This is a genomic window from Shewanella mangrovisoli (assembly GCF_019457635.1).
Classification (GTDB): Bacteria; Pseudomonadota; Gammaproteobacteria; order Enterobacterales; family Shewanellaceae; genus Shewanella; species Shewanella mangrovisoli.
Map to the genome: position 1 here is coordinate 751,054 of NZ_CP080412.1, position 23,264 is coordinate 774,317.

The following is a 23,264-nucleotide window of genomic DNA, read 5'->3' on the forward strand; positions in this document are numbered from 1 at the left end:
AATTGCGGCACTGATGTGGAGGACGAGAAATGCCAAGCTGGCAAGCATCTGTATTAAATACTATTTTATCCTATGTGGCGCGTCCCTCTATCAGCCGTGGTAAGGCCAAACTCCCCCTAAATCAAGTGCGGCAACGCTTATTAGAGCTGGATAAGCGCTGGCTGCCGTGGCCCGAAAAACTCGTTACCGCCTCGATTCCCTTACAACATTCCACCCTGTTGCATTATGTGCTGCTCAATGACACGCCGCGTTTGGGTAATCTGTTTTACATTCGTGGCGGCGGATTTTGTTTTAAAACTCCCCATGCCCACGCAAGACTGGTGGCCGATATCAGTGAGCGTTGTCGCCTCGATGCGTTTATCCCGGATTATCGCTTAGCGCCGGAGCATCCGTATCCCGCGCCCTGTGACGATGTGCTTGAGGCTTATCTGCACTTAATTGAGTTGAAAGGCAGCGATAATCTGGTGCTAATGGGTGATTCTGCCGGCGGCAATTTAGCCTTAAGTCTGTTGCTCGAACTGAAAAAGCGCCATCTGCCCATGCCTAAAGCCTGTGTGTTGTTGTCACCCGCACTCGATTTAGCGATTACCGGCGATACCGAGCTGATTTTAGGCGCGGATGACCCGTTCTTTACCATTGAGTCGCTTTTGCGGCTGCGCGGCGCGTATCTTGCTGGGGCGAATCCCATGTCTGAACGGGTGTCACCTTTACAGGGGAACTTGGCTGACTTGCCGCCACTCTTAGTGATTGCCGGTACGCGCGAGTTGCTTTTACAGGACTCAGAACGACTGGTTATGCAAATTAAGGCCTGTGGTGGCGCGGTCGAATCGCGTTTTTATCACAACATGCCCCATGTTTTTCCTTTGTTCCATCTGTTGCCAGAAGCGCTTGAGGCGAGGGAACAAATTGCAAATTTTGTGCTTTCACAGCTGATTCGTTAAAATTGTGTAGTTATTCATATTCAGTGAATAGCTAGCAAAAATAGGGGTAAATAACTTTTTTTCTGACTAAATATGCTAAAGGCCTCTGGCGTAAACGCTTGTATAGTTCCTAAACTACAATCTTTATGCACTTTGACCCAAAGCATGGCGAATGTTGTTTGTGAAAAACTGGTATTTTGATCACAATTTCGCTAATAATGGCTATTAATAGACACAAGCATACCCTGTATCACTAACTCAAGATAAAGATACGTTGGGGACTCAGACGGCTCCCGAGGCCGTTACATTTAAACAAAGGATGAAGAAGAATGAGCGTTGATATGAAGTTGAATCGTGCCCAGTTTGATGCGGTTATGGTGCCTAACTATGCGCCTGCTGCCGTGATCCCTGTACGTGGCGAAGGAAGCCGAGTATGGGATCAAGAGGGTAACGAGTTTATCGATTTTGCCGGCGGTATCGCGGTAAATTGCTTAGGTCACTGTCATCCCGCCTTAGTGAATGCCTTAAAAACGCAAGGCGAAAAATTATGGCACCTGTCTAACGTGATGACCAACGAGCCAGCGCTTGAACTTGCGACTAAGTTGGTTAACAGCACTTTTGCTGAGCGTGTGTATTTTGCTAACTCTGGCGCCGAAGCGAACGAAGCGGCACTGAAATTGGCCCGTCGTTACGCCTTAGAAAAATTCGGCGCAGAGAAAGATGAAATCATCGCCTTCGATAAAGCCTTCCACGGTCGTACTTTCTTCACCGTGAGCGTTGGCGGTCAAGCGGCTTATTCAGATGGTTTTGGTCCAAAACCACAAAGCATCACCCACTTACCTTATAACGATGTTGCGGCATTAGAAGCGGCCGTATCGGATAAAACCTGTGCCATTATGCTTGAGCCACTGCAAGGTGAGGGCGGTATTATCGATGCCGATCCTGCATTCTTAAAAGCGGTTCGCGAACTGGCCGACAAGCACAATGCACTGGTGATTTTCGACGAAGTACAAACCGGTGTTGGTCGTACTGGTGAACTCTACGCTTACATGGGCACCGACATAGTGCCGGATATTCTGACCACGGCTAAAGCGCTAGGCGGCGGTTTCCCTATCGCTGCTATGTTGACTACCGCTGAAATTGCTGAGCACCTGAAAGTGGGTACTCACGGTTCTACTTATGGTGGTAACCCATTAGCTTGCGCTATCGGTAACGCAGTATTAGACGTGGTTAACACACCAGAAGTCTTGAACGGTGTGAAACATCGCGAGCAGTTATTGCGCGATGGTCTGAACAAAATTAATGAAAAATATCATGTTTTCTCTGAAATTCGCGGTAAAGGCTTGCTGTTAGGGGCGGTTCTAAACGAACAGTACCAAGGTCGTTCACGTGACTTTTTAGTAGCGTCTGTTGCGGAAGGCTTAATGAGCCTGATGGCGGGTGCTAACGTGGTACGTTTTGCTCCTTCACTGGTGATCCCTGAGGCAGATATTGCAGAAGGCCTGGCACGTTTTGAGCGTGCTGTGGCGAGCATCGCTGCTGCCTAAGCGACCAAAGGAGTGCTGAATATTATTCGCACTCCTTTTTTGTCAGGGAATACTTGCGTGCATCCATCCTGTCTTTTTCAAGATAGGCGCCTTGTTGCACAGCAAGCTTAAGTGAGGAGACACTAAGATGTTAATCATACGTCCTATTCAGGCAGGCGATTTTGAATCTCTATATCAAATCGCCGAAGAATCTGGCCATGGCTTTACCTCATTGCCAGTCAATGCCGATTTGCTGAGGCATAAAATTGCCCGCGCAGAAGCCTCATTCGTTAAGGTGATTGATAAGCCCTTCGATGAAGGCTATTTGATGGTGCTTGAGGATACCGCGACCCGCGAAGTGGTCGGTACCTGTGCCATCGAAGCCGCCGTAGGTATGGAAGATGCCTTCTACCACTATCGCCTCGGGACCGAGGTCTACCATTCTGAGCAAATCGAAGTTCGCAACGAGGTGGAAACCTTAACCCTGTGCCACGATTACACTGGCGCCGCCGAGCTTTGTACCCTGTTTTTGCGCGAAGGTTATCGCAAAGGGAACAATGGCCGGATGTTGTCCCGCAGCCGTTTTCTGTTTTTGGCACAGCACGCTAAACGCTTTGGTGAGACAGTGATTGCCGAAATGCGTGGCGTGAGCGACACCGCTGGCAATTCTCCCTTCTACTGCTGGTTACAGAAAAACTTCTTAGGCATTGATTTTATTCAGGCGGATTACCTGTCGGGACTAGGCAAAAAAGCCTTTATGGCGGAGATGATGCCCCGTAACCCAGTGTATGTTTGCCTGCTGCCCGAAGAAGCGCAAAAAGTGATTGGCGAAGTGCACACCAATACGCGTCCTGCCTTGAGTTTGCTGCAGGCCGAAGGCTTTAGATGCCGTGGTTATGTGGATATTTTCGATGGCGGTCCAACGGTGGAATGCCGTCTCTCAGATATCCGCGCCGTGCGTGAAAGCCGTCTGCTGACCGTGGATATTGGTGAAATGCCTGAATCCGATAAGCAATTTATTGTCTCTAACACTCAATTAGCCAATTACCGTGCGACCTCTGCTTGTCTTGCTGTCGATGACAAAACTGAGCAGGTGGTAATTAGTCCAGAACTCGCCGAGGGTTTGTTACTCGCAAAAGGCGATCAAATCCGTATTTTGGCAATGTAGGAATAGCAAATGACACATTTTATTAAAGGCCAGTGGCAAGCTGGCAAGGGTCATGATGTGGCCTCTAGCAACCCAGCAAATGGCGAAATCATTTGGCGTGGTCAAACGGCAACGGCCGAGCAAGTCAACGCCGCCGTTGATGCCGCCCGTGAAGCTCAGTTCGATTGGTTTATGTTAGGTTTTGATGCGCGTTTAAAGATTGTTGAAGCCTATCGCAGCCAACTCGAAGCGAACAAAGCCGAATTAGCCGAAACGATCGCTCAGGAAACCGGTAAACCTCAATGGGAAACGGCGACAGAAGCGGCGGCCATGATTGGTAAGATTGGCCTGTCGGCAACGGCTTACAATAAGCGTACTGGCACAGAGGCCAATGATACGCCAGCAGGGCGCGCGGTACTGCGCCATAAACCCCACGGTGTGGTTGCTGTTTTTGGGCCTTATAACTTCCCTGGGCATTTACCCAATGGTCATATAGTGCCAGCGCTGCTCGCGGGCAATACCGTGGTGTTTAAACCTTCAGAATTGACGCCTAAAGTGGCTGAATTAATGGTCTCTCTATGGGAAAAGGCGGGTCTGCCCGCTGGTGTTATCAACTTAGTGCAAGGTGAAGTCGACACGGGTAAGGCGCTGGCGTCGCACCCACAACTCGACGGCCTGTTCTTTACCGGCAGCTCTCGCACCGGTCATCTGTTGCATCAGCAATATGCGGGTCATCCGGGTAAGATCCTCGCCTTAGAAATGGGCGGTAATAACCCGCTGATTATTAAAGGCGTCGCCGATATTAAAGCGGCGGTGCACGATATTCTGCAATCGGCCTATATTTCATCTGGCCAACGTTGTACCTGCGCCCGCAGGCTCTATGTTGAGCAAGGCGAGCAGGGCGATGCCTTAGTCGCCAAGCTGGTTGAAGCGGTGAAGCAGATTAAAGTTGGTCCTTGGAACGCGCAGCCACAGCCATTTATGGGCTCAATGATTTCCGAAGGCGCAGCGAAAGGTATGGTTGCGGCGCAGGCTAACTTGCAGAACTTAGGCGGTGTGTCGCTGGTTGAACTCACTCACCTGCAAGCGGGCACCGGCTTAGTCTCACCCGGGCTTATCGATGTGACTGCGGTGGGCGAGTTACCCGATGAAGAATACTTCGGACCATTGCTGCAATTAGTGCGCTACAACGATTTTGATCAGGCGATTAGGCTTGCTAACCAAACCCGTTATGGTTTGTCTGCGGGTATCTTGGCCGATAGCCGTGATGATTATGAGTATTTCCTCGCCCGCATTCGTGCCGGTATTGTGAACTGGAACAAGCAGATCACTGGTGCTTCTGGCGCAGCCCCCTTTGGTGGCGTAGGCGCTTCGGGTAACCACAGGGCGAGTGCATTTTATGCCGCCGACTACTGTGCTTACCCCGTTGCCTCCGTTGAGGCGGATGCAGTGAGTTTACCCGCAAGTTTAAGTCCAGGGTTAAGTTTAGAGTGACATCATTGAGGAAGAACCTAGGTTCTTCCTTTTTCATCACAAGCAGTAACGTTACTTGGGCTGCTACTGAGCGCCGTTGTGCAGCAAGTGGCTAGGGTCGTTACATTGAGTGCGAGCGGCAAAACAATACGCACTATAGTCGCAGCACAATAAAAGGAGTTTTTATGCACACAGATATCAATGCGTTATTTGCCGCCCTCTGGCAAGACTATATTCAAATGACCCCATCTGCGGCCAAGGTGCACGAGCTACTCGGTCACGGCAAGCCAATTATCAACGACCATATCGCCCTGCGTACTTTTAACATCGCTAAGGTGAATTTAGCCGTATTGGCCGAGCACTTTACCTCTTTAGGTTATGTGGCTTGTGGTGATTATAAGTTTGAACAGAAAAAACTGGTGGCTAAGCATTTTGAGCACCCTGATGCGACTCAGCCAAAGGTGTTTATTTCTGAGTTATTGGTGGAAGAATTTAGCCCATCACTGCAAAGCACCATCCAAGGTTTGATTGCCCAAGTGGATGAAGAGGCGACAAAAGCGGATAACTTTATCTATTCGGGTCGCCATTGGTCACTGGATGCTAAGACCTATGAGGCGCTGCTCGAAGAGAGCGAATATGCGGCTTGGGTGGCGGCCTTTGGCTACCGGGCTAATCATTTTACAGTCTCTATCAATCACCTCGAGGGCTTCGAGACATTAGAGTCTGTGAACGATGCGCTTAAGCAAGCGGGCTTTGTGCTGAATAGTGCAGGTGGTGAGATCAAAGGTTCGCCAGAGGTGTTACTGGAGCAATCATCGACCATGGCCGATAAAATCGCTGTGGCATTTAGCGATGCAACGGTTGAGATTCCAAGCTGCTTCTATGAATTTGCCCTGCGTTATCCCAAGGCGAATGGTGAGCTGTACACGGGTTTCGTGGCCGCATCAGCCGATAAGATTTTTGAGAGCACAAACGCGAAAAAGGCCTAATGAATTAAGGTAGTTGTTGACTCATCTTAAACAAAAACGCCATCGATAGATGGCGTTTTTATTAGTAGCACTAGAGCAACACTCAGAGCAAATAGTTAGCTTAACACTCGTTCGCTAAGCACTCGTTAGCTAAAGACCAGTTCAATACTGAGGCCTGATAAGTGGCTGCTGTGCTTAAACTTAAGCTCAATGCCGTATTGCTCGGCAATTTCTTTCACTATCGATAACCCTAGACCATGGCCCATCACAGATTCATCGAGTCGCGTACCCCTTTGGGTGAGTTTATCGAGTTCGTCGTCTGCAACACCTGGACCATCATCATCTATGCTGAGGCAGAGCTTGTTCTGTTCCTTCCACAGTTTAACCGTGACTTGGCTGCTCGCCCATTTAAAGGCGTTATCGAGCAGATTCCCTAAGAGCTCCATACCATCTTCCCTATGGATGGGCAGGCGCTGGATACTAGGGTCAAGCTCAAAGTTGCAGTCGATGCTTTTGCTTCTATGCACTTTGTTGAGGGTATTGGCGAGGCTGTGAAGATCCCTCGGTACCACTAACTGGGCGGCAGGTAACATATCACCGGTGATCCGCGCCGCAGCAAGTTTACGTTCGACCATTTTATGGATAGCGTCGAGCTGCTGTTGCAGCGCCATGGCGGTATCGGGATCTTTAAGCCCCAAGGCTTCAACCTGTTGTTGCATCACCGCCAGTGGGGTTTTTAGCCCATGGCTTAAGTTGCCTAAGTTGTTGCGACTACGCTCAATTTGCTTGGCGGTGTATTCCAATAACTCATTGTAGGTCTTCGCCAGTGGTTGCACTTCGGGCGGAATGTTATTCAGCTCTAAGGCGTTAATCTCGCCTTCTTGTAGGCGGGAGAGCGCATGTTGGATCTGTTTTACTGGTTTAAAGGATTGACGCAGGATCAAGAAGATCCCCGCGATCATAGCCACCAACATGGCGAGGTTAATCCCAAGCTTAGTGCCATAGACCTCACTAAACACGCGCCGGCCGATACTCAAATCCTGCGCTACTGTAAGTGTCGCGGTGACATTGGCGCTGCTGGAGTTTAACCCTAGGGATAATAGCTGCATATCATTGTTTTTCGGCCCTTTTGCTTGCCATACGCGGGTCTGGTTTGGCGCTAAAGGTTCGATATCGAGCTGCATGTCCCATAGGGAGCGGGAGCGGATCACTTCATTGGGCAGGTTGAGCTGGAAATAACGCCCCGAATAGGCAGGGCGATAGAAGCTCGACAGTTGGCTCTGATCGATATGGATCTCCCCATTGTTGATATGGGTCGCCAACATGATGTGCTCAAGATCTTCTTCTAAGCGGTTGATAATGGAGTCGTGAAACGCTTGGCGCAGCATGGACTCAAACAATATGAGTCCAATCACTGTGCCTAACACTAATAAGCCCGTTAACCATAAACTGAGCTTAGTGCGAATGGAGATCATACAGTCAGGCCGTGGAAGATATAACCTTGGCCGCGGCGGGTTTCAATCGCGGTTTTGCCGAGTTTTTTACGCAGGTGAGTCACGTAAACTTCAACCACGTTACTCTCTTTCTCATCGTCAAACTGATAGAGCTTGTCCGTCAGTTGTGCCTTAGATAACAGTTTCTTAGGCGACATGAGGAAGATTTTTAACAGCCTGAACTCCATGGCGGTCAACTCATACAAATGCTCGCCAACGCTTACAGTCTGCTCGGCTTCATCTAAGGTGACGCCACCATAGCTCAACTGTTTACTCGGATTATTTAATCGGCCATGCGCGCGGTGGATAAGCGCCTGGATACGCGCTAATAATTCCTGAGCATGGAAGGGTTTACCTAAATAATCATCGGCGCCGGCATTAAAGCCTTCGACCTTTTCATGCCATTGGCTGCGGGCGGTCAGCATGATAACCGGTGTGCTAATGCCTTGGTTACGCCAACCTTCGAGTAATTCCAGTCCATTGCCGTCGGGGAGGCCAATGTCTAAGATCACGCAGTCGTATTGGGTTTCTTTAACGAGGTAATCGGCTTCAACTGCTTTGTCAGTAATATCGGTAACGTAGCCAGCCTGTTTGAGTTGTTTCTCCAGTTCGGAGACCAACATCGGATTATCTTCAACGAGTAGCAGTTTCATGTTTTCGACATTCGCTCGGTAGTGCGGTGGAGTGTTCGAGCTGACCATTGGTGGCATCAATACTCAGATTCACTATTTGGCCGCGTTGCACTTTGATTTGTAAATCATAGCGCCATTTATGATCTTCTTGATAGAGATGGGCGTCAATTAGTTCGCCTTGGCAAAATTGATTCACCACGGCAAGGGTGCCATTGAGGGATAAAATTTGCCCGGAATTGACTAAAGCCTTGGCTTGATAATGTTCTAATTCAATCGGTTCGGCGTGAATTATTGTTGGATGCACCAGCGTAAACAGACTGAAAAAACAGATAAAAAACAGCCGTTTCATTTATGCTCCCCAATAAAAAATGGCCTAGATTTTATGCTAGGCCACTTTAATGAAACAGGCTTAAATCAAGCTGAAGTCTATCTTAACGGGTACCATATACCACAATGGTTTTACCGTGTGCTTGGATCAAATTCTGCTCTTCAAGCATCTTTAAGATACGACCCACAGTTTCGCGGGAGCAACCGACGATCTGACCAATTTCTTGGCGAGTGATCTTAATTTGCATGCCGTCTGGGTGAGTCATGGCATCGGGTTGCTTAGCTAAGTGCAACAATGTCTGGGCAATACGGCCAGCCACATCGAGGAACGCTAAATTACCCACTTTCTGGCTAGTGCTTTGTAGGCGATACGCCATTTGAGCCGATAGCTTCATCAGAATTTCGGGGTTAACTTGGATTAATTGCTTGAACTTCTTATAAGAGATTTCAGCAATTTCACATGCTTGTTTCGCACGAACCCAAGCAGTACGTTCAGCTTGTTCTTCGAACAATCCTAACTCACCGATAAAGTCGCCTTGATTAAGATAAGAAAGGATCATCTCCTTACCTTCTTCATCTTTAATCAATACCGCTACAGAACCTTTTACGATGTAATAAAGGGTATCAGAGTCTTCACCAGCATGGATCAAGGTGCTTTTAGCGGGATACTTATGAATGTGACAGTGTGATAAAAACCATTCCAAAGTTGGGTCCGGTTTTGGCTTACCAATCAGAGCCATGTCGATGTTCCTCGATTGATTAAAACGAAAGTAAGAATATTCTAAATAAGCATTTTACGTCAATTACACTCATAAAAACTTGATACACCTCTTAGTTTAGAATGAGTGAATAAATGCAATTAACCACCTAAAATTAGAGCTTATTTTGCTACTTTAGTGATATTAGTCAACTAAATCGGTGCCAAACTCACTGGATTCACTTAACTCTGTAGAGTTAATCACATCTTATAAAGGCTTTTAAGGTTTTTTGCGAAGAAAATAACCTCAATTGCGACTAATGAATCAAAGGAATGGGATAATTGCGGCCCCTTAAGGGTTATTTCTATTTAATATAGGTTCGATTACGCCGATTTAGGCTCGACTTATGGGAATAATTCAGGCTAACTTGAGGGCGCGGTTGTTTTTCGTAAAGAGGTTACCAGGTGAAATACAGACAATGGGTTTTAGGCGCCGGATTCACTTTATCCCTAGGGATGAGTGCTGCCGCGCACGCATTTTCTATTCCACAACCAGCCAATGAAGTTGCGGCGAGTAAATTTGTGCACATTCAAGTGCAGGCAGAGCAGGGCGATGCCGACGCGCAATTTTTACTGGGGTTGATGTTTCTCTCTGGACGTTACGTACAGCAAGAAGTGCCGACCGGATTACATTGGATGACCCTTGCCGCCGAACAGCAACACGAAAAGGCGCAGCAAACCTTAGCTGATCTCTCCTTTGAAGGGCAATTAGTGAAGCGTGACTTAGCTGTGGCCGAACGTTGGTATAAGGACATGGGGGAGCGCGGTAATCGCTGGGCGCAGTTCCGGTTAGGCTTTATTTATGCCTCGGGTGGCGATGGCATTGCGCGTAACTGCGGTAAAGCCGTAGAGCAATTTACTCGCGTTGGGGATGATATTGCCCTTGGCAATGTGGCGTGGATTTTAGCGACTTGCCCCGAAGCCGAATATCGCGACGGTAATAAAGCGCTCGAGTTATCCTTGCAGCTGCTGAAAGTGAACGAGAACGACCCTACTAACCTTGATAACTTGGCGGCCGCCTATGCCGAAGTCGGTGATTTTGGCGCCGCGGTATCGACCCAGCAAAAAGCGATAGCCGCCTTAAAGATGACGGCCGAAGCCACCAAGACCGATGAGTTTCAGCAGCGCCTGCACAGCTATGAGCAAAAGCGCGCCTACCGTGAGACTTTGCGTTTACTCGATTAACTTCGTCTGTGGTTGCTTGTATTGTTATCAGCCCGAGCCATGCTCGGGCTGATTGTTTTTATGGATTGCTTTTACGGATTATTTTTGCGGATTGCTTCTGGCGCAATGCTTATTCGCGTGAGCGGATTGGGCTTATGCGAGCGGCCAAGAATGTAAGATCTGATATTCCACGCCGCGTCCGCCATTGGTGGAAAGATACAAATGCAGCTGCTCGGGTGCTAGCGTGAGTTCAAGCATCGAAGCTTGGATGACTTTCTGCTGTACGAACTCCTTGAGCGTTAGCTCACTCGCCAAGATGCCTGACGGTTTTGCCTTTCTAAACAAGCTGATATGGGGCCGAAATGGATGCTCACTGAGATGTAATTGCAACTTCTGTGCTAAATCTTGCGCTTGGGATGCGAGTAAAGCCAACTCAGGACTTATGCTATCGCCCTTTAAACAACAGACCTGCGCCTTAGGCCACACGGCGATGCTATCCAGCGTGACGCTAAATTGGGGTTTAGCCAGCTTCTCGACGCTGTCGAGCAACAGTGCCACTTGAGTTGGATTGGCGAGCCCTAAAAAGGCGAGGGTTAAGTGCAAATTGTTTTGCGTCACAGCTTTGGCATTAGGCGCTAACTGCGACCTTAAGCTTTGCTGTAATTGCAGCAGTTGTTGCCGCTGTATGCTCGTGGGGGCAAATCCAAGGAAGAGTCGTTGTAACACCTGTTTATCCCCATCACCTACTCAAACGCCAAACATAAGCTATGCTTTTGTTTGGTATTACAGAAATTCCCGCTGTAATGGTTAATGATAGACTTTAGACGACTTGAGATTCATCGCGGGAAGTGTAGAAATAATACCTTAAATGGACTTGTAGGTAAGGAAATCCCTTTTCATGTCAGATGGTTTAGCAAATCCACTCCAACAGGCATTAGTGACGATTTTTAGCGAAACGCCACTAGAAACCCTAGAGCAAAATGTTGATCAAGCCTTAGAAGCTATCACATTACAACTCCACTGTGATGGGGTATTTGTGCTGACGGGCAGTTTAGCCTTAGATCATCTGCGTACCCGCAATTTGTACTTAAAACCGCAATTTAGTCAGGGCCAACAGACGCGAGTCTGGCCATTGGCGCGTATGCCGTTTTTTCGCTCCTTGGTCAGAACTCCTACGCTGCTGAATCTGCCCGATGTCGATACCTTGCCTGCGGAGGCCCAAGCGGAGCGGGCATTACTGCGGGATTGGAACGTTAAAAGCCTATTGGTGTTACCGCCTGTGGTATTTGGCGAAACCCGTATTGCCCTCGGCGCGGTCAATTGCTCCGAATGCTGCGAGTGGAGCGAGGAGTTTATTCAGGAATTTCAACATGCGGCGGTGATGATTGGTTCGGCGATGGAACTCACCCGTATCGCCCACGATATGCTGGCCAGTGAGCACAGATACCGCGAAGTCTTTAATCAGCTGCCTTTAGCCTGCGCCTTGCTCGATAAACAGAACCAACTGACCATGCTGAACAAAGTGGCGTTGCAAACCCTGCCTGTGCAGCATGGATACGATTTATTTAGCATGGTGCGCGAAGAGGAGCATGCCATGCTCACCGACACGCTGCACATGGTGCGCGAAGGCGTATTGGGGCAAGCCTGGTGTGAGTTACCCCTAAAATCGAATCAACAGCTAGATTGGCTGAGGCTGAGCTTTAGCCAAATCCACGGCAATAAAGACACCCTAGTGATGATTGCCGAAGATGTCAGTGAAAAATATCGCCTCGCCGATGAGCTGTCCTTCCATGCGAATTATGATGCCTTGACTGGGTTGCCTAATCGGCTGCATTTTGAGGCCTTGCTCGAAAACCTGCTGCAAACCAAAGATGATATGCCCACCTGCGTGGCCTTTATCGATGTAGACCAGTTTCAGGTGATCAATAATGTGAGCGGCCATCAGGCCGGTGATAAGCTATTGTGTCAGTTAGCATTACGTCTTAAACAACTGGTGCGTAAGGGCGATATTGTCGCGCGCTTGGGCGGCGATGAGTTTGGGATTTTAATGCATTATTGCAATGTGGATTCGGCGCAGCATATCGCGAATCGGATCTGCACTCAGTTAGCAACCCACGAGTTTATTTGGGAAAACCGTTGCCACAATGTCAGTGTCAGCATGGGGATCGCTAAGCTCGAAAAGTCCGCAACGGATATTTATACGGTAATGAGTCAGGCCGATGCGGCCTGTCGTCTTGCGAAGGATAAGGGCCGCAACGGCTGGCACTTGTATAGTGCCAAAGATCCTAAAATGACTCGCCTCTATACTGAGATGATGGCGTCGGTCGATATCGTCAGCGCCCTCGCACTCAATCAATTTGAGCTTTATTTCCAAAGCATTGCCCCGCTCAATCGCGAAGAGTCCGGCCTGCATTTAGAGGTGCTGCTGCGGATGGTGCAGGCCAATGGCACTATTGTTTCTCCGGCGATCTTTCTCCCTGCGGCGGAGCGTTACAACTTGGCGGCTAAGGTCGACTTATGGGTGATAGATAATCTGCTGAAGTGGGGCAGTAGCCATTTGGATATTTGGCAACAGCTGGAGTTGGTCTCGGTCAACCTGTCGGCGACCTCGTTAGGTGACAGCGAGTTTATGAATTGGCTCGAAATGCGCTTGATGACCGAACCTGAGCTGGTGGACAAGCTCTGCATCGAGATCACCGAAACCGCAGCAGTGAGCCAATTAGATCAAGCCACTAAACTGATTGAAGTGCTGCGGCCGTTAAACTGCCAACTGGCGCTGGATGACTTTGGCGCGGGCTTCTCAAGCTTTGCCTACCTTAAACGCTTGAACGTGGATTATGTCAAAATTGATGGTCAGTTCGTGATTAACCTGTGCGAGGATGAGGCTGACCAAGCCATCATCAAAGCCATTTGTCAGTTAGGGCAAGATATGGGCTTCGATGTGGTGGCAGAGTTTGTTGAATCAAAAGAAATCGCATTAAAGTTGAAAAGCTTAGGCGTGGATTATGCGCAGGGCTATGCCATCAATAAGCCCGCGCCGCTGCTGAGCCTGACCTCAGGACTCGCTAGGCCTTGGATGCTGGATTAGTCATATTTTCGATAGGCAATTTTTTAAAATCCGCAACTCTTAATCTATAAGTGATTAATTTATCAATATTAATCCGATTGTGACCCCACGCAATTTGGGCTGCGACAGATTGTCGCGCCCAGCCGAGTTTTGATTGCGCTTCCTTCGCGAGTAACAACAATACCCCCACAAAAATCATTAAAAACAATATGTAGGGGAATATCGTGCTGTATCAACCTATCAAATTAGCCGTTATTTTAGCGGGAGTGCTCGGCACCGCTGTACCTCAATTGGCTTGGTCTGCTGAGGCGAGCGATTGTGGTGAAGATAAAAAATGTCAGGATTATCTGCGGGTTTCCGGCGATGTAATGCGCCAGCCCGTTCATCTTGTGAGCGATCCGAAACAGAACCGTTTGCCATTGCCGGCCTACGATGGCTCGGGATTTTTACGTTCTATCCCCGGATTTAATATCACTCGCAAAGGCGGCTCAGGTGGCGATCCTATGTTTCGGGGGCTGGGCGGTTCGCGTTTAAACATAGTCGATGATGGTCAGCATGTGTATGGCGCCTGTGGTGGGCGTATGGACCCACCGACAAACTATATTTATCCCGAAAGCTACGATCAGATAACTGTGATCAAAGGGCCGCAAACCGTGAAGTACGGTCCCGTCGGCAGCGCGGGCACGATTTTGTTTGAGAAAAACCGCCATCGCTTTAACCAAGCGGATCTTGAAGGACGAGCCAGCGCGACGGGCGGCAGTTTCGATAGACGAGATGCCATGGTGGAGCTGAGTGCCGGAGACAAGAATTACTATCTTGATTTCGATATGAATCAATCCAGTAGTGACCATTATGAAGACGGTAATGGCAATAAAGTGCAATCGAGTTACGATCGTCAAAACGCGAACCTCGCCTTGGGGTGGACACCGACAGAGCGCACGGTTCTTGAGTTGGCCTATGGTGAATCGAGCGGCGAAGCCGAATATGCCGACAGGTTAAACAAGGCACGTCAAATCGATAACCGTGATGCGGCGTTACTGCTACAACACGAGTTTGAGTCGAGCTGGTTGGCCGCAGTCGAGTTACAAGCCTTTAGCAATAAAAACGACCACATTATGGATAGGTTCGATGAAGGGGTTAATTCGGGCGCCAATGTGCGGCGGATGACCGACGGTGGCCATTTGTGGTTTGAGTTAGCGCCACTCGATGCTCTGGATGTCACTCTTGGGCTGGATTATATGTCGAGCAAACACGATGGCCGCAGCATGGCTGCGGGTGATGTCGGGCTAAACGACTTACTCAATAAACCTTTTAAAGAGGATATGCGCTATCAAAACTATGGTCTGTTTGCCGAGTCGCGCTATCGTTTTGAAGAGGGTGAGTTTGGGCGCAGTAGTTTGCACGCAGGATTGAGGCTTGACGATTGGAATAGCGAGCTTTTGATTGCTCAGCAGGGTGAGCGGGACGATACCCTCTTCAGTGGATACCTGCGTTATGAGTTTCAAACCGCGCAGCATCAATACTACGCAGGCTTTGGCTCGGCGCAGCGGATGCCGGATTACTGGGAGATTATGAAGGCTAGCGCCGATAACCCCGCACAAAAAGCCTTTGACCTTAAAGCGGAAACCACCAATCAGTTCGATATAGGTTGGATTTATCAGGGGCCTGTCGAGGCTTCGGTGTCACTCTTCTATGGTGAGATTGCGGACTATATTCTGATTGATTCCAGCGGCTCAACCACCCTTGCCCGTAATATCGATGCTAGTCTCTACGGTGGTGAGGCCAGCCTAGATTATGCGCTAAATGAGCAATGGTCTAGCCAACTCACCGTAAGTTATACCCATGGTGAAAACGACACCGACAAGGTCGCGCTTGGGCAAATATCGCCGTTAGAGGCCAGATTAACCATTAACTATCAATGGCAAGCTTGGACAATGGCGGCGCAGTGGCGGCTGGTTGCATCACAGGATCGTTACACCTTAGGCCATGGCAACATCGTGGGCCAAGATTTAGGCCCGAGCAGCGGTTTTGGTACACTGGCGCTTAATGCATCTTGGTCATACAACAAGGATTTATCCTTAATTTTGGGTATCGAAAACCTGTTTGATGCAACCTACGCCGAGCATGTGAGTAAGGCTGGCACGGGGAACGATTTGCCCGGCAGTGAGGCCATGTTTAGGGTCAACGAGCCGGGCCGTAATTTGTGGGCTAAGCTGACCTATCAGTTCTAACTGGGCTTATTTGTACTATTGCCGCCCCGAGAGCCTTGCTGTCGGGGCGATGCTATTTTTAGCAAGGCAATGCCAAACTGCGACGTGTCAAAGCTAAGGCCTCAGGAGGGACACTGCCTGAGGCCTATGTTAAACTGCCCCATCATTTTTCCCTGTTGATACTGTTGCATTGAACAATCTACCCATTCATTCCTTATTGCCATCCCTGCGCGATGCCTTTGCGAAACATGCGCAAGTGATCCTCGAAGCGCCAACGGGTGCGGGTAAATCGACTGCATTGCCCTTAGCCATGCTGGATTGGCCTGAGATTTCGGGGCGGATTTTAATGCTGGAACCTAGGCGTGTGGCTGCCCGTAGCGTGGCGCAATTTATTGCCAGTTGTCGGCAACAGACGGTGGGGCAAGAGGTAGGTTATCGCGTGCGCGGCGAGTCAAAGGTTAGCGGTGAGACTCGGCTTGAGATTGTCACCGAAGGGGTTTTAACTCGAATGATCCAGCAAGATCCTGAATTAACAGGCATCGAGATGATCATTTTCGACGAGATCCACGAGCGGCATTTGACCACAGATCTGGGTTTAGCCTTGGCGCTCGAAGTGCAAAGTTCACTGCGGGATGACTTAAAAATCCTCGCCATGTCGGCAACCTTATCTGGCCTCTCATTAGCCGAGTTGATGCCCGATGCCGTACTGCTACAGAGTGAGGGACGCAGTTTCCCGGTCGAAATTCGCTATCGCCCGGTTGCAGGGCAGCAGCATTGGCTCGATCATTTAAGCCGCGTTGTGCTCGATGCCGCAACGTCACTCAGTGATAACGGTCCGCAGGATATTTTGGTGTTTTTGCCAGGTAAGGCTGAAATCCTTAGAGTGGCGCAGTATCTAGAAGAGCGCCTCGATAGCAGTCGCGTAGCCGTGTGCCCACTCTATGGCGAGCTATCGGCGCAGGAACAGGATAAGGCGATAAAGGCCGACAGCAGCAGGCGCAAGATAGTGCTTTCCACCAACGTGGCCGAGTCTAGCCTGACTATCGAAGGCATTGGCCTAGTTATCGACAGCGGTTATAAACGCCAAGCCAGCTTTAATCCTAAAACCGGCGTCACGCGTTTAAGCCTTAAGCGCATCAGCCAAGCCTCGGCAACCCAGCGTGCAGGCCGTGCGGGGCGTTTGGCGGCGGGCGAGTGTATCCGTTTATGGGGCCAAGAGGAGCATCAGCGTCTGCTCAAGGCCGATGAGCCCGAAATCAGCCAAGCCGACTTAGTCGCCATGGCTCATGACTGTGCTTACTGGGGCGCGAAATCCTTCAGCGACTTACTGTTATTGACTGTGCCGCCGACAGTGAACGAGGCATTAGCTTGGCAATTGCTTCAGCGTTTAGGCATGGTCGATGAACAAAACAAGCTGACTGCGCATGGCAAAGCGGCCTATGAGCTGGGGTGCCATCCGCGCCTCGCCCATATGTTATTAGTGGCCAAATCCCGCGATGAACATCAACTGGCAGTCTTAGCCTGTTTACTGGCGGGGATTTTAGAGGCGCGGGGATTGCCACGAAAAGGCGCCGATATCATGAATTACCTGCACTTTGCCACCCAAGGCAGTGCGGGGCAGCAGGCCAAACAATGGCTTAAAAAGCTGGCGCTCGATAAGCAATTCTCTCAGGCCGATTTAGTAGCCATCGCCTCCCATGCCCATCATCAGGATGTCGGTTTGCTGTTGGCGCTGGCTTATCCCGACCGCATTGCCAAATCCCGTGGCGTTGAGGGCTATCAATTGGCTAATGGTACGGGTGTGGTGCTTAGCGCCGAAGATGCTTTAGCGCAAACGCCTTGGCTGGTGGTGGCGGATTTTCAAGAAACCGAAGGCAAGAATGCCGGGCGGATTTATCTCGCCAGTCCATTATCGCCAAGTCTGTTCGATAAGGAATTGGCCGAGCTGGTGGAGCGCCATGACCAATGTGGCTGGGATGAAACTAAAGGCCGCGCTGTGGCTGAACGTCAAATGAAAGTCGGGCAGATATTGCTGAAATCCGAGACGATTGCTAATCCGAATCGCGGCCAAATTGTAGCGGCATTACTGAGTTACATTCGCCAGCAGGGGTTACAAATCCTCAATTGGCACGATAACTTAGCGCAGTTTCAAGCGAGGTTAAAGTTAGCGAATGATTTAGATCCGAATGCCGATTGGCCGGAGATGAGCGATACCGCACTGCTGGCAAACCTTGAAACATGGCTGGCGCCCTACCTTGAAAATGTGAATAATCTGCCGCAATTACAAAAACTCGATTGCTTTAGTTTGCTGGTAAACCAATTAACTTGGTCACAGCAACAGGCGCTCGATGCACTGTTGCCCACCTCATGGCCGTTAGCCACGGGGACTTCGGCGCCGATATTGTACGATGCCTCGGGGCGAGCCTTGCTGCGGGTACGTTTGCAAGAAACCTTTGGCATGGCAGACTGCCCGCTACTGGCCCAAGGCAAGCTTAAGGTGACGATGGAATTGCTGTCACCGGCGCAGCGCCCCTTGGCGCTGACGGCGGATCTCGCCAGTTTTTGGCAAGGGCCCTATGTGGAAGTGAAAAAAGAAATGCGTGGGCGTTATCCTAAACACCTGTGGCCGGACGATCCTGCCAATACCCAGCCCACAAAATTTACCAAGAAGAAAACCTTAGGTTTATCTCAGTCATAGCCTTTAGACTGCTTTGATTTACAACCTCAGTGTTGTGCCTGTGACTGATGCCGTTAACGCATAAATGATGAAGTAGATATGACAACTAAGACGACAAAAAAAGCGAAAGCGAAGCGCAGCCGTGGCCTGTTTGGGCAAATTTGGTCGCTCACTTGGAAGCTCGCCTTAATCGGGCTAGCCGTTGTGACTTTCTACAGTATTTACCTCGATCAAATTATTGCCCGCAAGTTTGAGGGGCAAAAATGGCACTTACCCGCGCAGGTATTTAGTCGCTCGATGGCCTTATATCCCGGCGCTGCCGTGAGTCATCCACAGTTAATGGCCGAACTCAAACTCTTAGGTTATCGCAAGGTCGCCAATCCCCGCGAAGTGGGTGAGTTTTCGGCATCCAGCACCAAAATCGAATTATGGCGTCGCCCCTTCTTACATCCCGAGGGCGATCAAGCTGAGCAACGGGTGATGATTAGCTTCGACAGCGATGGGATCAGCTCGATTGCGCGTATGTCAGATAAGCGCCAGTTGGCGGTGTTCCATTTAGAACCCGTCTTGCTCGACCGCATTATAGCGGGTGATGGCGAAGACAGATTGTTTGTCCCCACAGAAGAAATGCCCAAGGCGATCGTAAAAGCCTTGCTGCTGGTGGAAGACCGCAGTTTTTACGAGCATCATGGGGTCAATCCCTTCGCGATTCTGCGCGCGGCTTTTGTGAATATCAGCGCGGGTCGTACTGTACAGGGCGGCTCGACACTGACCCAGCAGTTGGCGAAAAACTTCTTCCTCTCCAGCGAGCGCTCTTTGCTGCGTAAAATTCGCGAAGCCTTAATGGCGGTGATTATCGATTTTCGTTACAGCAAGGAAGAAATCCTCGAGGCCTACCTCAACGAAGTGTATATGGGGCAAGATAAATCTCGCGCCGTGCATGGGATGGGCTTGGCTTCACAGTTCTATTTTGGTCGTCCGATCGGCGAGCTAACCACGGCGCAGCAAGCGTTTTTAGTGGCCGCGATTAAGGGACCTTCCTATTACAACCCTTGGCGTTATCCTGAGCGCAGCCAAGAGCGTCGCGATTTAGTGCTGCGTCTCTTGATGGAGTCGGGTGAGCTGACTACCGCGCAATACAAGGTTGCGGTAGAGTCGCCCTTAGGCTTGCGTAATGCCAATAAACCAGTGCATCAAAAGCTACCTGCGTTTTATGCCTTGGTTAAACAAGAGCTTAACGAGCGCTATGGTGACGAATTATTAAAACAATCTGGGGTGAAGATTTACACCACACTCGATCCAATGGCGCAGGAAGTCGCCGAAATCGCCGTGACTCAAACCTTTAAGAGCTTAGATAAAGGCAATAAGTCATTGCAGATTGGTATGGTGGTCACCGATAAATACACTGGCGGTATCGCGGCTATGGTGGGCGATAAGACGCCAGGCTTTGACGGCTATAACCGCGCGGTTGAGATCCGCAGACCTATAGGCTCGCTCATCAAGCCATTTGTATATGCGACCGCATTGGCGCCGAATAGCCAATTCACCTTGGCTTCGCCACTTAAAGATCAGCCTATTACCCTAAAGAATGAGCAGGGCAAAACCTGGTCACCGCAGAACTTCGATAAGAAGTTTAGCGGTCAAGTCTCGTTATTAACGGCGCTTAAAAAGTCGATGAACGTACCTACGGTGAACCTAGGGATTGCCGTGGGTGTGGATGCGGTGGCAACTACGCTGGCTAAGTCGGGCTGGCAAGAGCCACTTAACGAATATCCGTCTATGCTACTGGGCGCCGTGAATGGCTCGCCTCTAATGGTGGCGCAGGTTTATCAGACGCTGGCCGATTATGGTGCCTATCGTAAACTCACAACAGTGACGGCGGTGCTCGACAGTCACAATCAGCCATTACCTGTGACCCGCTCACCGAAGGAGCAAGCTATCGCGCCAGATACTGATTTCCTGGTGCAATATGCTATGCAGCAAGTGGTGCGCTCGGGTACGGCAACGCGTTTAGGTAATGCCTTCCCAGGCGTTGCACTAGCGGGTAAAACCGGTACCAGTAACGATAGTCGCGACTCTTGGTTCGCCGGTTTTGACGAGCGTAACGTCGCGGCGATTTGGGTCGGACGCGACGATAACGGTAAGACGACTCTTTACGGTAGCAGTGGTGCCATGGCGGTGTATCAGGCCTTCTTGAAGGAACGTCCACCTATTGGGCTGCGCTCGATTCCGCCAACGGGCGTGATCCAAGGTTATTTTGACCGTGATACCGGTGAAGCTAAGGAGGCGGGATGCCGCAATACCGAAGCATTACCCGCCCTGCGTGGCACCTATAACCCTGCGAAAAACTGCGGCGAGCCGTTGCAGTGGTGGCAGAAGATTTTAGGTCAGTAATACTTATTCTTGATAGGTAAAGCGATAACGGCGGTGCGGCAAGATGGCACCGCTGTCTTTGATAAAAGAGAGTACCAGATGTATAAAACCGCAGCCGCAGTGCATATCCTTGTTAAACACAAAGAGCAGGCGGAAGATATTATTAAGCAATTGAATAAAGGCGCGAATTTTGGCGCGTTAGCCAAGCGCTATTCCTCATGTCCGTCGGCGAAAAAGGGCGGTGATCTCGGTGAATTCAAGCGTGGGCAAATGGTGCCGCAGTTCGATAAAGTCGCTTTTTCTGGTGAGTTATTAGTGCCACATCTCGTTAAAACCAAATTTGGCTGGCATGTGGTGAAGGTGTTGTATCGCACTTAAACAGGTTGCGTTAATTGAGTCAATAAGCTGACCTATCGACGCATTAAGCTGCATCTAAACACCAATCTAAACGCTTATTTTCAAAAAATAGTTAACCGTGCGCGTTTCCTGTGTTCTCACGGGATAAACGCGCAAATGCACGAATAAGACGTTAGCTTCTGGTATGTGTAAATGGATTTAAAACAAACAAATTTGCAGAGCATTCTCGACAGACTTTATAAGACTGCGTTGTCACTACTCCTCCCACAATTAGGATTACTCACCATAGTTGGTTCAAAAAGTGACCAATATACTTTTTTACTGATGTTTATTGTTTTTCTAGCTGTGAATATTCTCATTCCCGTATGGTTACTCCTCTTCAACACTGGTAAATCAAAAATTGATTCATTTTCAATCACAATAGACGACCAGAAAATGCTTGTTTCGACCTATGGTGAAGTCCAGCAGATAAATAGAGCTTCATATTGTGGCTATAAAGTTACTTCGCAGTATCCAAAGCAAATACAACTATTAGAGGCTAACGGCGAACATATAGAGTTTAGTTACTACGCGTTAAATAAAGAGCAAAGGAACCGCTTGTTTGATTATTTGGGACCCGCGAAAAGCTAACAATCTGATCTAATCGCTCCCTTCGAACGCAGGGACAAAATATGGGGCCGCTGGGCGAATACGGCCCATGTACTTACCCCTAAGTGTGGATGTTATCCATAAAAGTCTAAAGCTAAAGCCAACGACTTAGAGTAAAAACTAACGCGTTTTTGCCCCATTCCGTGTTTCGGTTCGTTAGCTCAATCTAAAATTCCCTCTCCTGCTGCCATACATATTCTTATCTATTTGCCTATGTTTGGCCTTACCAGAAATCGGCTAACAATGTATGGGCATACAGTCGTATTTAAATTTAGGTGTTTTGGTGTGATTTTCAGATAAAATCAGTGCGCACTAATTCTATCCGCAATAATTAAAGCTCTATAAAATCAGGTGAATATAGTAACTGAATTTTAGTTAATAGGTTTGGAAAACGCGCATGCGCGTTTTTCCAGATGGTGTATTTGGCAGAAAGCTGATAAATTCTTTGCATACAGATAGTTAACCGTGCGCGTTTTCACTGGTCCAACGAGGTAAACGCGCATGCACACTAATCAAATGTTATGTGAGCAAAAGGAAATTATGACCATTCATCAATTTGATATTTTTGCAGACTATTTTCAGCTTTATCTCATGGATGATGAAGCTGACGATGATACGTCGGAAATATGGACGGATGATGCGCTAGATATAAAACTAGCAATAGCAAAGAATACGGTTGCTGTCGGTACTTATCGGAATGTCGATGTTAAATTCGAACTTGAGATAGTCGATAATGAGCCAAAAGTGGATTTGCAATTATGGGATCATGCATCTTTGGGCTTTGTAAGCTTTCCTTCGGGTAAGTGTGCTGTTTTTGGTTGTACAGATTATTTGCCTGATGCAAAGCGTATCGAACTGCCTAAAGGTAATTATGCTGTGTTATCTCTGGCTAAGGGGCTCGATTCAATAACTGTTGAATGGGAGCCAGCTGACGATTTTTATAAGGTTATTTTATGGCCGTCTAATGTTAAAGAGTTTAGGTCGTTAAAGCGGTATGAAATCACATAACAAACGGCTCAACCGGACAAATATTTGCTGTCACCTTTTTTGCAAAGGGCCGCAAAAAAGCAGCCATCAAACATTTGCGCGGTTAACCGGGCGTTAGAGCACCTATGAAATACGTACTACTTTTCACGCTAATGTTAATTTCTGGGTGCGATACGCTCCACGGTTTGCGCCTACCGGTAAAGCCAGCGTATGAAGGGAGTTGGGATTGTGTATATGACAATATTGCCTCTATCAATCTTAAGGCTGAGCCTAGTAACGAAAACCAACTATCAATATCTAGCAATGAAAGCGGTAAGTATTTGTTCTCGGTAATGCCAAAAAATGGAAACAAAATGGAGCTGTACTTTATGCAAATGCATGCTGCCCCCAGCTGTGAAGAGGCCAACGTTTCACTTATAAAAATGAAAGAGTTTTTACAATTAATGGAGCAGCATTGCGGCTATAACTCATCGTCCTACGAAACAAGTATGGAGTGCAGCTCTAACAAGGCAATTTAGCTCGCACCAGCAAGCTGGTG

General features: G+C 48.9%; 19 protein-coding genes. 14 read left to right on the forward strand and 5 right to left on the reverse strand.

Going from position 1 to position 23,264, the window contains the following annotated elements; translation table 11 throughout:
• The first annotated feature begins 29 nt into the window (after nucleotides 1–29).
• The 5 genes from K0H60_RS03355 (at nucleotide 30) to K0H60_RS03375 (ending at nucleotide 6,055) form a co-directional block, all read left to right on the forward strand.
• Nucleotides 30–941 (forward strand): alpha/beta hydrolase, encoded by a 912-nt coding sequence (locus K0H60_RS03355; protein ID WP_220057271.1) that lies wholly within the window; start codon nucleotides 30–32, stop codon nucleotides 939–941.
• Nucleotides 942–1,249: 308 nt separating this feature from the next.
• A complete protein-coding gene (locus K0H60_RS03360) occupies nucleotides 1,250–2,467 on the forward strand; it encodes an aspartate aminotransferase family protein (RefSeq protein ID WP_220057272.1) in 1,218 nt (405 codons plus the stop codon).
• Nucleotides 2,468–2,594: 127 nt separating this feature from the next.
• Nucleotides 2,595–3,614, forward strand: coding sequence for an arginine N-succinyltransferase (gene astA / locus K0H60_RS03365; protein ID WP_220057273.1), 1,020 nt, complete (start codon nucleotides 2,595–2,597; stop codon nucleotides 3,612–3,614).
• Nucleotides 3,615–3,623: 9 nt separating this feature from the next.
• Nucleotides 3,624–5,087, forward strand: coding sequence for a succinylglutamate-semialdehyde dehydrogenase (gene astD / locus K0H60_RS03370; RefSeq protein WP_220057274.1), 1,464 nt, complete (start codon nucleotides 3,624–3,626; stop codon nucleotides 5,085–5,087).
• Between the two features lie 164 nt (nucleotides 5,088–5,251).
• On the forward strand, nucleotides 5,252–6,055 hold the full coding sequence (locus K0H60_RS03375; RefSeq protein WP_220057275.1) for a DUF1338 domain-containing protein: 804 nt from the start codon (nucleotides 5,252–5,254) through the stop codon (nucleotides 6,053–6,055).
• Nucleotides 6,056–6,180: 125 nt separating this feature from the next.
• Here K0H60_RS03375 and K0H60_RS03380 read toward each other — a convergent pair whose 3' ends face one another.
• From K0H60_RS03380 to crp, 4 genes are all read right to left on the reverse strand, one after another.
• Nucleotides 6,181–7,509 carry an ATP-binding protein gene (locus K0H60_RS03380; RefSeq protein WP_220057276.1) on the reverse strand — a complete coding sequence of 443 codons (1,329 nt, stop codon included), beginning with the start codon at nucleotides 7,507–7,509 and terminating at the stop codon, nucleotides 6,181–6,183.
• Nucleotides 7,506–8,180, reverse strand: a complete 675-nt coding sequence (locus tag K0H60_RS03385) for a response regulator transcription factor (protein WP_220057277.1) — start codon at nucleotides 8,178–8,180, stop codon at nucleotides 7,506–7,508. Before K0H60_RS03385 ends, K0H60_RS03380 begins: the two co-directional genes overlap by 4 nt.
• Nucleotides 8,161–8,508: a PepSY domain-containing protein gene (locus tag K0H60_RS03390; RefSeq protein ID WP_011621417.1), complete on the reverse strand. Its 348-nt coding sequence runs from the start codon at nucleotides 8,506–8,508 to the stop codon at nucleotides 8,161–8,163. The genes K0H60_RS03385 and K0H60_RS03390 overlap by 20 nt, the downstream gene beginning before the upstream one ends.
• Nucleotides 8,509–8,590: 82 nt before the next feature.
• Nucleotides 8,591–9,226 carry a cAMP-activated global transcriptional regulator CRP gene (gene crp, locus K0H60_RS03395; protein ID WP_011070954.1) on the reverse strand — a complete coding sequence of 212 codons (636 nt, stop codon included), beginning with the start codon at nucleotides 9,224–9,226 and terminating at the stop codon, nucleotides 8,591–8,593.
• Between the two features lie 422 nt (nucleotides 9,227–9,648).
• On the opposite strand from crp, the gene K0H60_RS03400 reads away from it, so the two are divergent.
• Nucleotides 9,649–10,428, forward strand: coding sequence for a tetratricopeptide repeat protein (locus K0H60_RS03400; RefSeq protein WP_220054630.1), 780 nt, complete (start codon nucleotides 9,649–9,651; stop codon nucleotides 10,426–10,428).
• 132 nt (nucleotides 10,429–10,560) lie between these two features.
• Here K0H60_RS03400 and thpR read toward each other — a convergent pair whose 3' ends face one another.
• Entirely contained in the window at nucleotides 10,561–11,133 is a 573-nt protein-coding gene (gene thpR / locus K0H60_RS03405; RefSeq protein ID WP_220057278.1) for an RNA 2',3'-cyclic phosphodiesterase, read from the reverse strand.
• Between the two features lie 172 nt (nucleotides 11,134–11,305).
• Here thpR and K0H60_RS03410 point away from each other — a divergent pair, with 172 nt between their 5' ends.
• The 8 genes from K0H60_RS03410 to K0H60_RS03445 all read left to right on the forward strand — a co-directional run bounded on the left by K0H60_RS03410 (nucleotide 11,306) and on the right by K0H60_RS03445 (nucleotide 23,244).
• Nucleotides 11,306–13,495, forward strand: a complete 2,190-nt coding sequence (locus K0H60_RS03410) for a putative bifunctional diguanylate cyclase/phosphodiesterase (RefSeq protein ID WP_220057279.1) — start codon at nucleotides 11,306–11,308, stop codon at nucleotides 13,493–13,495.
• Nucleotides 13,496–13,698: 203 nt separating this feature from the next.
• On the forward strand, nucleotides 13,699–15,705 hold the full coding sequence (locus tag K0H60_RS03415; protein WP_220057280.1) for a TonB-dependent copper receptor: 2,007 nt from the start codon (nucleotides 13,699–13,701) through the stop codon (nucleotides 15,703–15,705).
• A gap of 169 nt (nucleotides 15,706–15,874) precedes the next feature.
• Entirely contained in the window at nucleotides 15,875–18,382 is a 2,508-nt protein-coding gene (hrpB, locus tag K0H60_RS03420; protein ID WP_220057281.1) for an ATP-dependent helicase HrpB, read from the forward strand.
• A 78-nt stretch (nucleotides 18,383–18,460) separates the two neighbouring features.
• Nucleotides 18,461–20,755 carry a penicillin-binding protein 1B gene (gene mrcB, locus K0H60_RS03425; RefSeq protein ID WP_220057282.1) on the forward strand — a complete coding sequence of 765 codons (2,295 nt, stop codon included), beginning with the start codon at nucleotides 18,461–18,463 and terminating at the stop codon, nucleotides 20,753–20,755.
• Between the two features lie 78 nt (nucleotides 20,756–20,833).
• A complete protein-coding gene (locus K0H60_RS03430; protein ID WP_011627235.1) occupies nucleotides 20,834–21,112 on the forward strand; it encodes a peptidylprolyl isomerase in 279 nt (92 codons plus the stop codon).
• A gap of 171 nt (nucleotides 21,113–21,283) precedes the next feature.
• Nucleotides 21,284–21,721: a hypothetical protein gene (locus tag K0H60_RS03435; RefSeq protein WP_220057283.1), complete on the forward strand. Its 438-nt coding sequence runs from the start codon at nucleotides 21,284–21,286 to the stop codon at nucleotides 21,719–21,721.
• Nucleotides 21,722–22,240: 519 nt separating this feature from the next.
• The gene (locus K0H60_RS03440) at nucleotides 22,241–22,747 is read left to right on the forward strand and encodes a hypothetical protein (RefSeq protein WP_258405787.1); all 507 of its coding nucleotides are present in this window, start codon (nucleotides 22,241–22,243) and stop codon (nucleotides 22,745–22,747) included.
• Between the two features lie 104 nt (nucleotides 22,748–22,851).
• Nucleotides 22,852–23,244 (forward strand): hypothetical protein, encoded by a 393-nt coding sequence (locus tag K0H60_RS03445; RefSeq protein WP_220057284.1) that lies wholly within the window; start codon nucleotides 22,852–22,854, stop codon nucleotides 23,242–23,244.
• Nucleotides 23,245–23,264 lie beyond the last annotated feature (20 nt).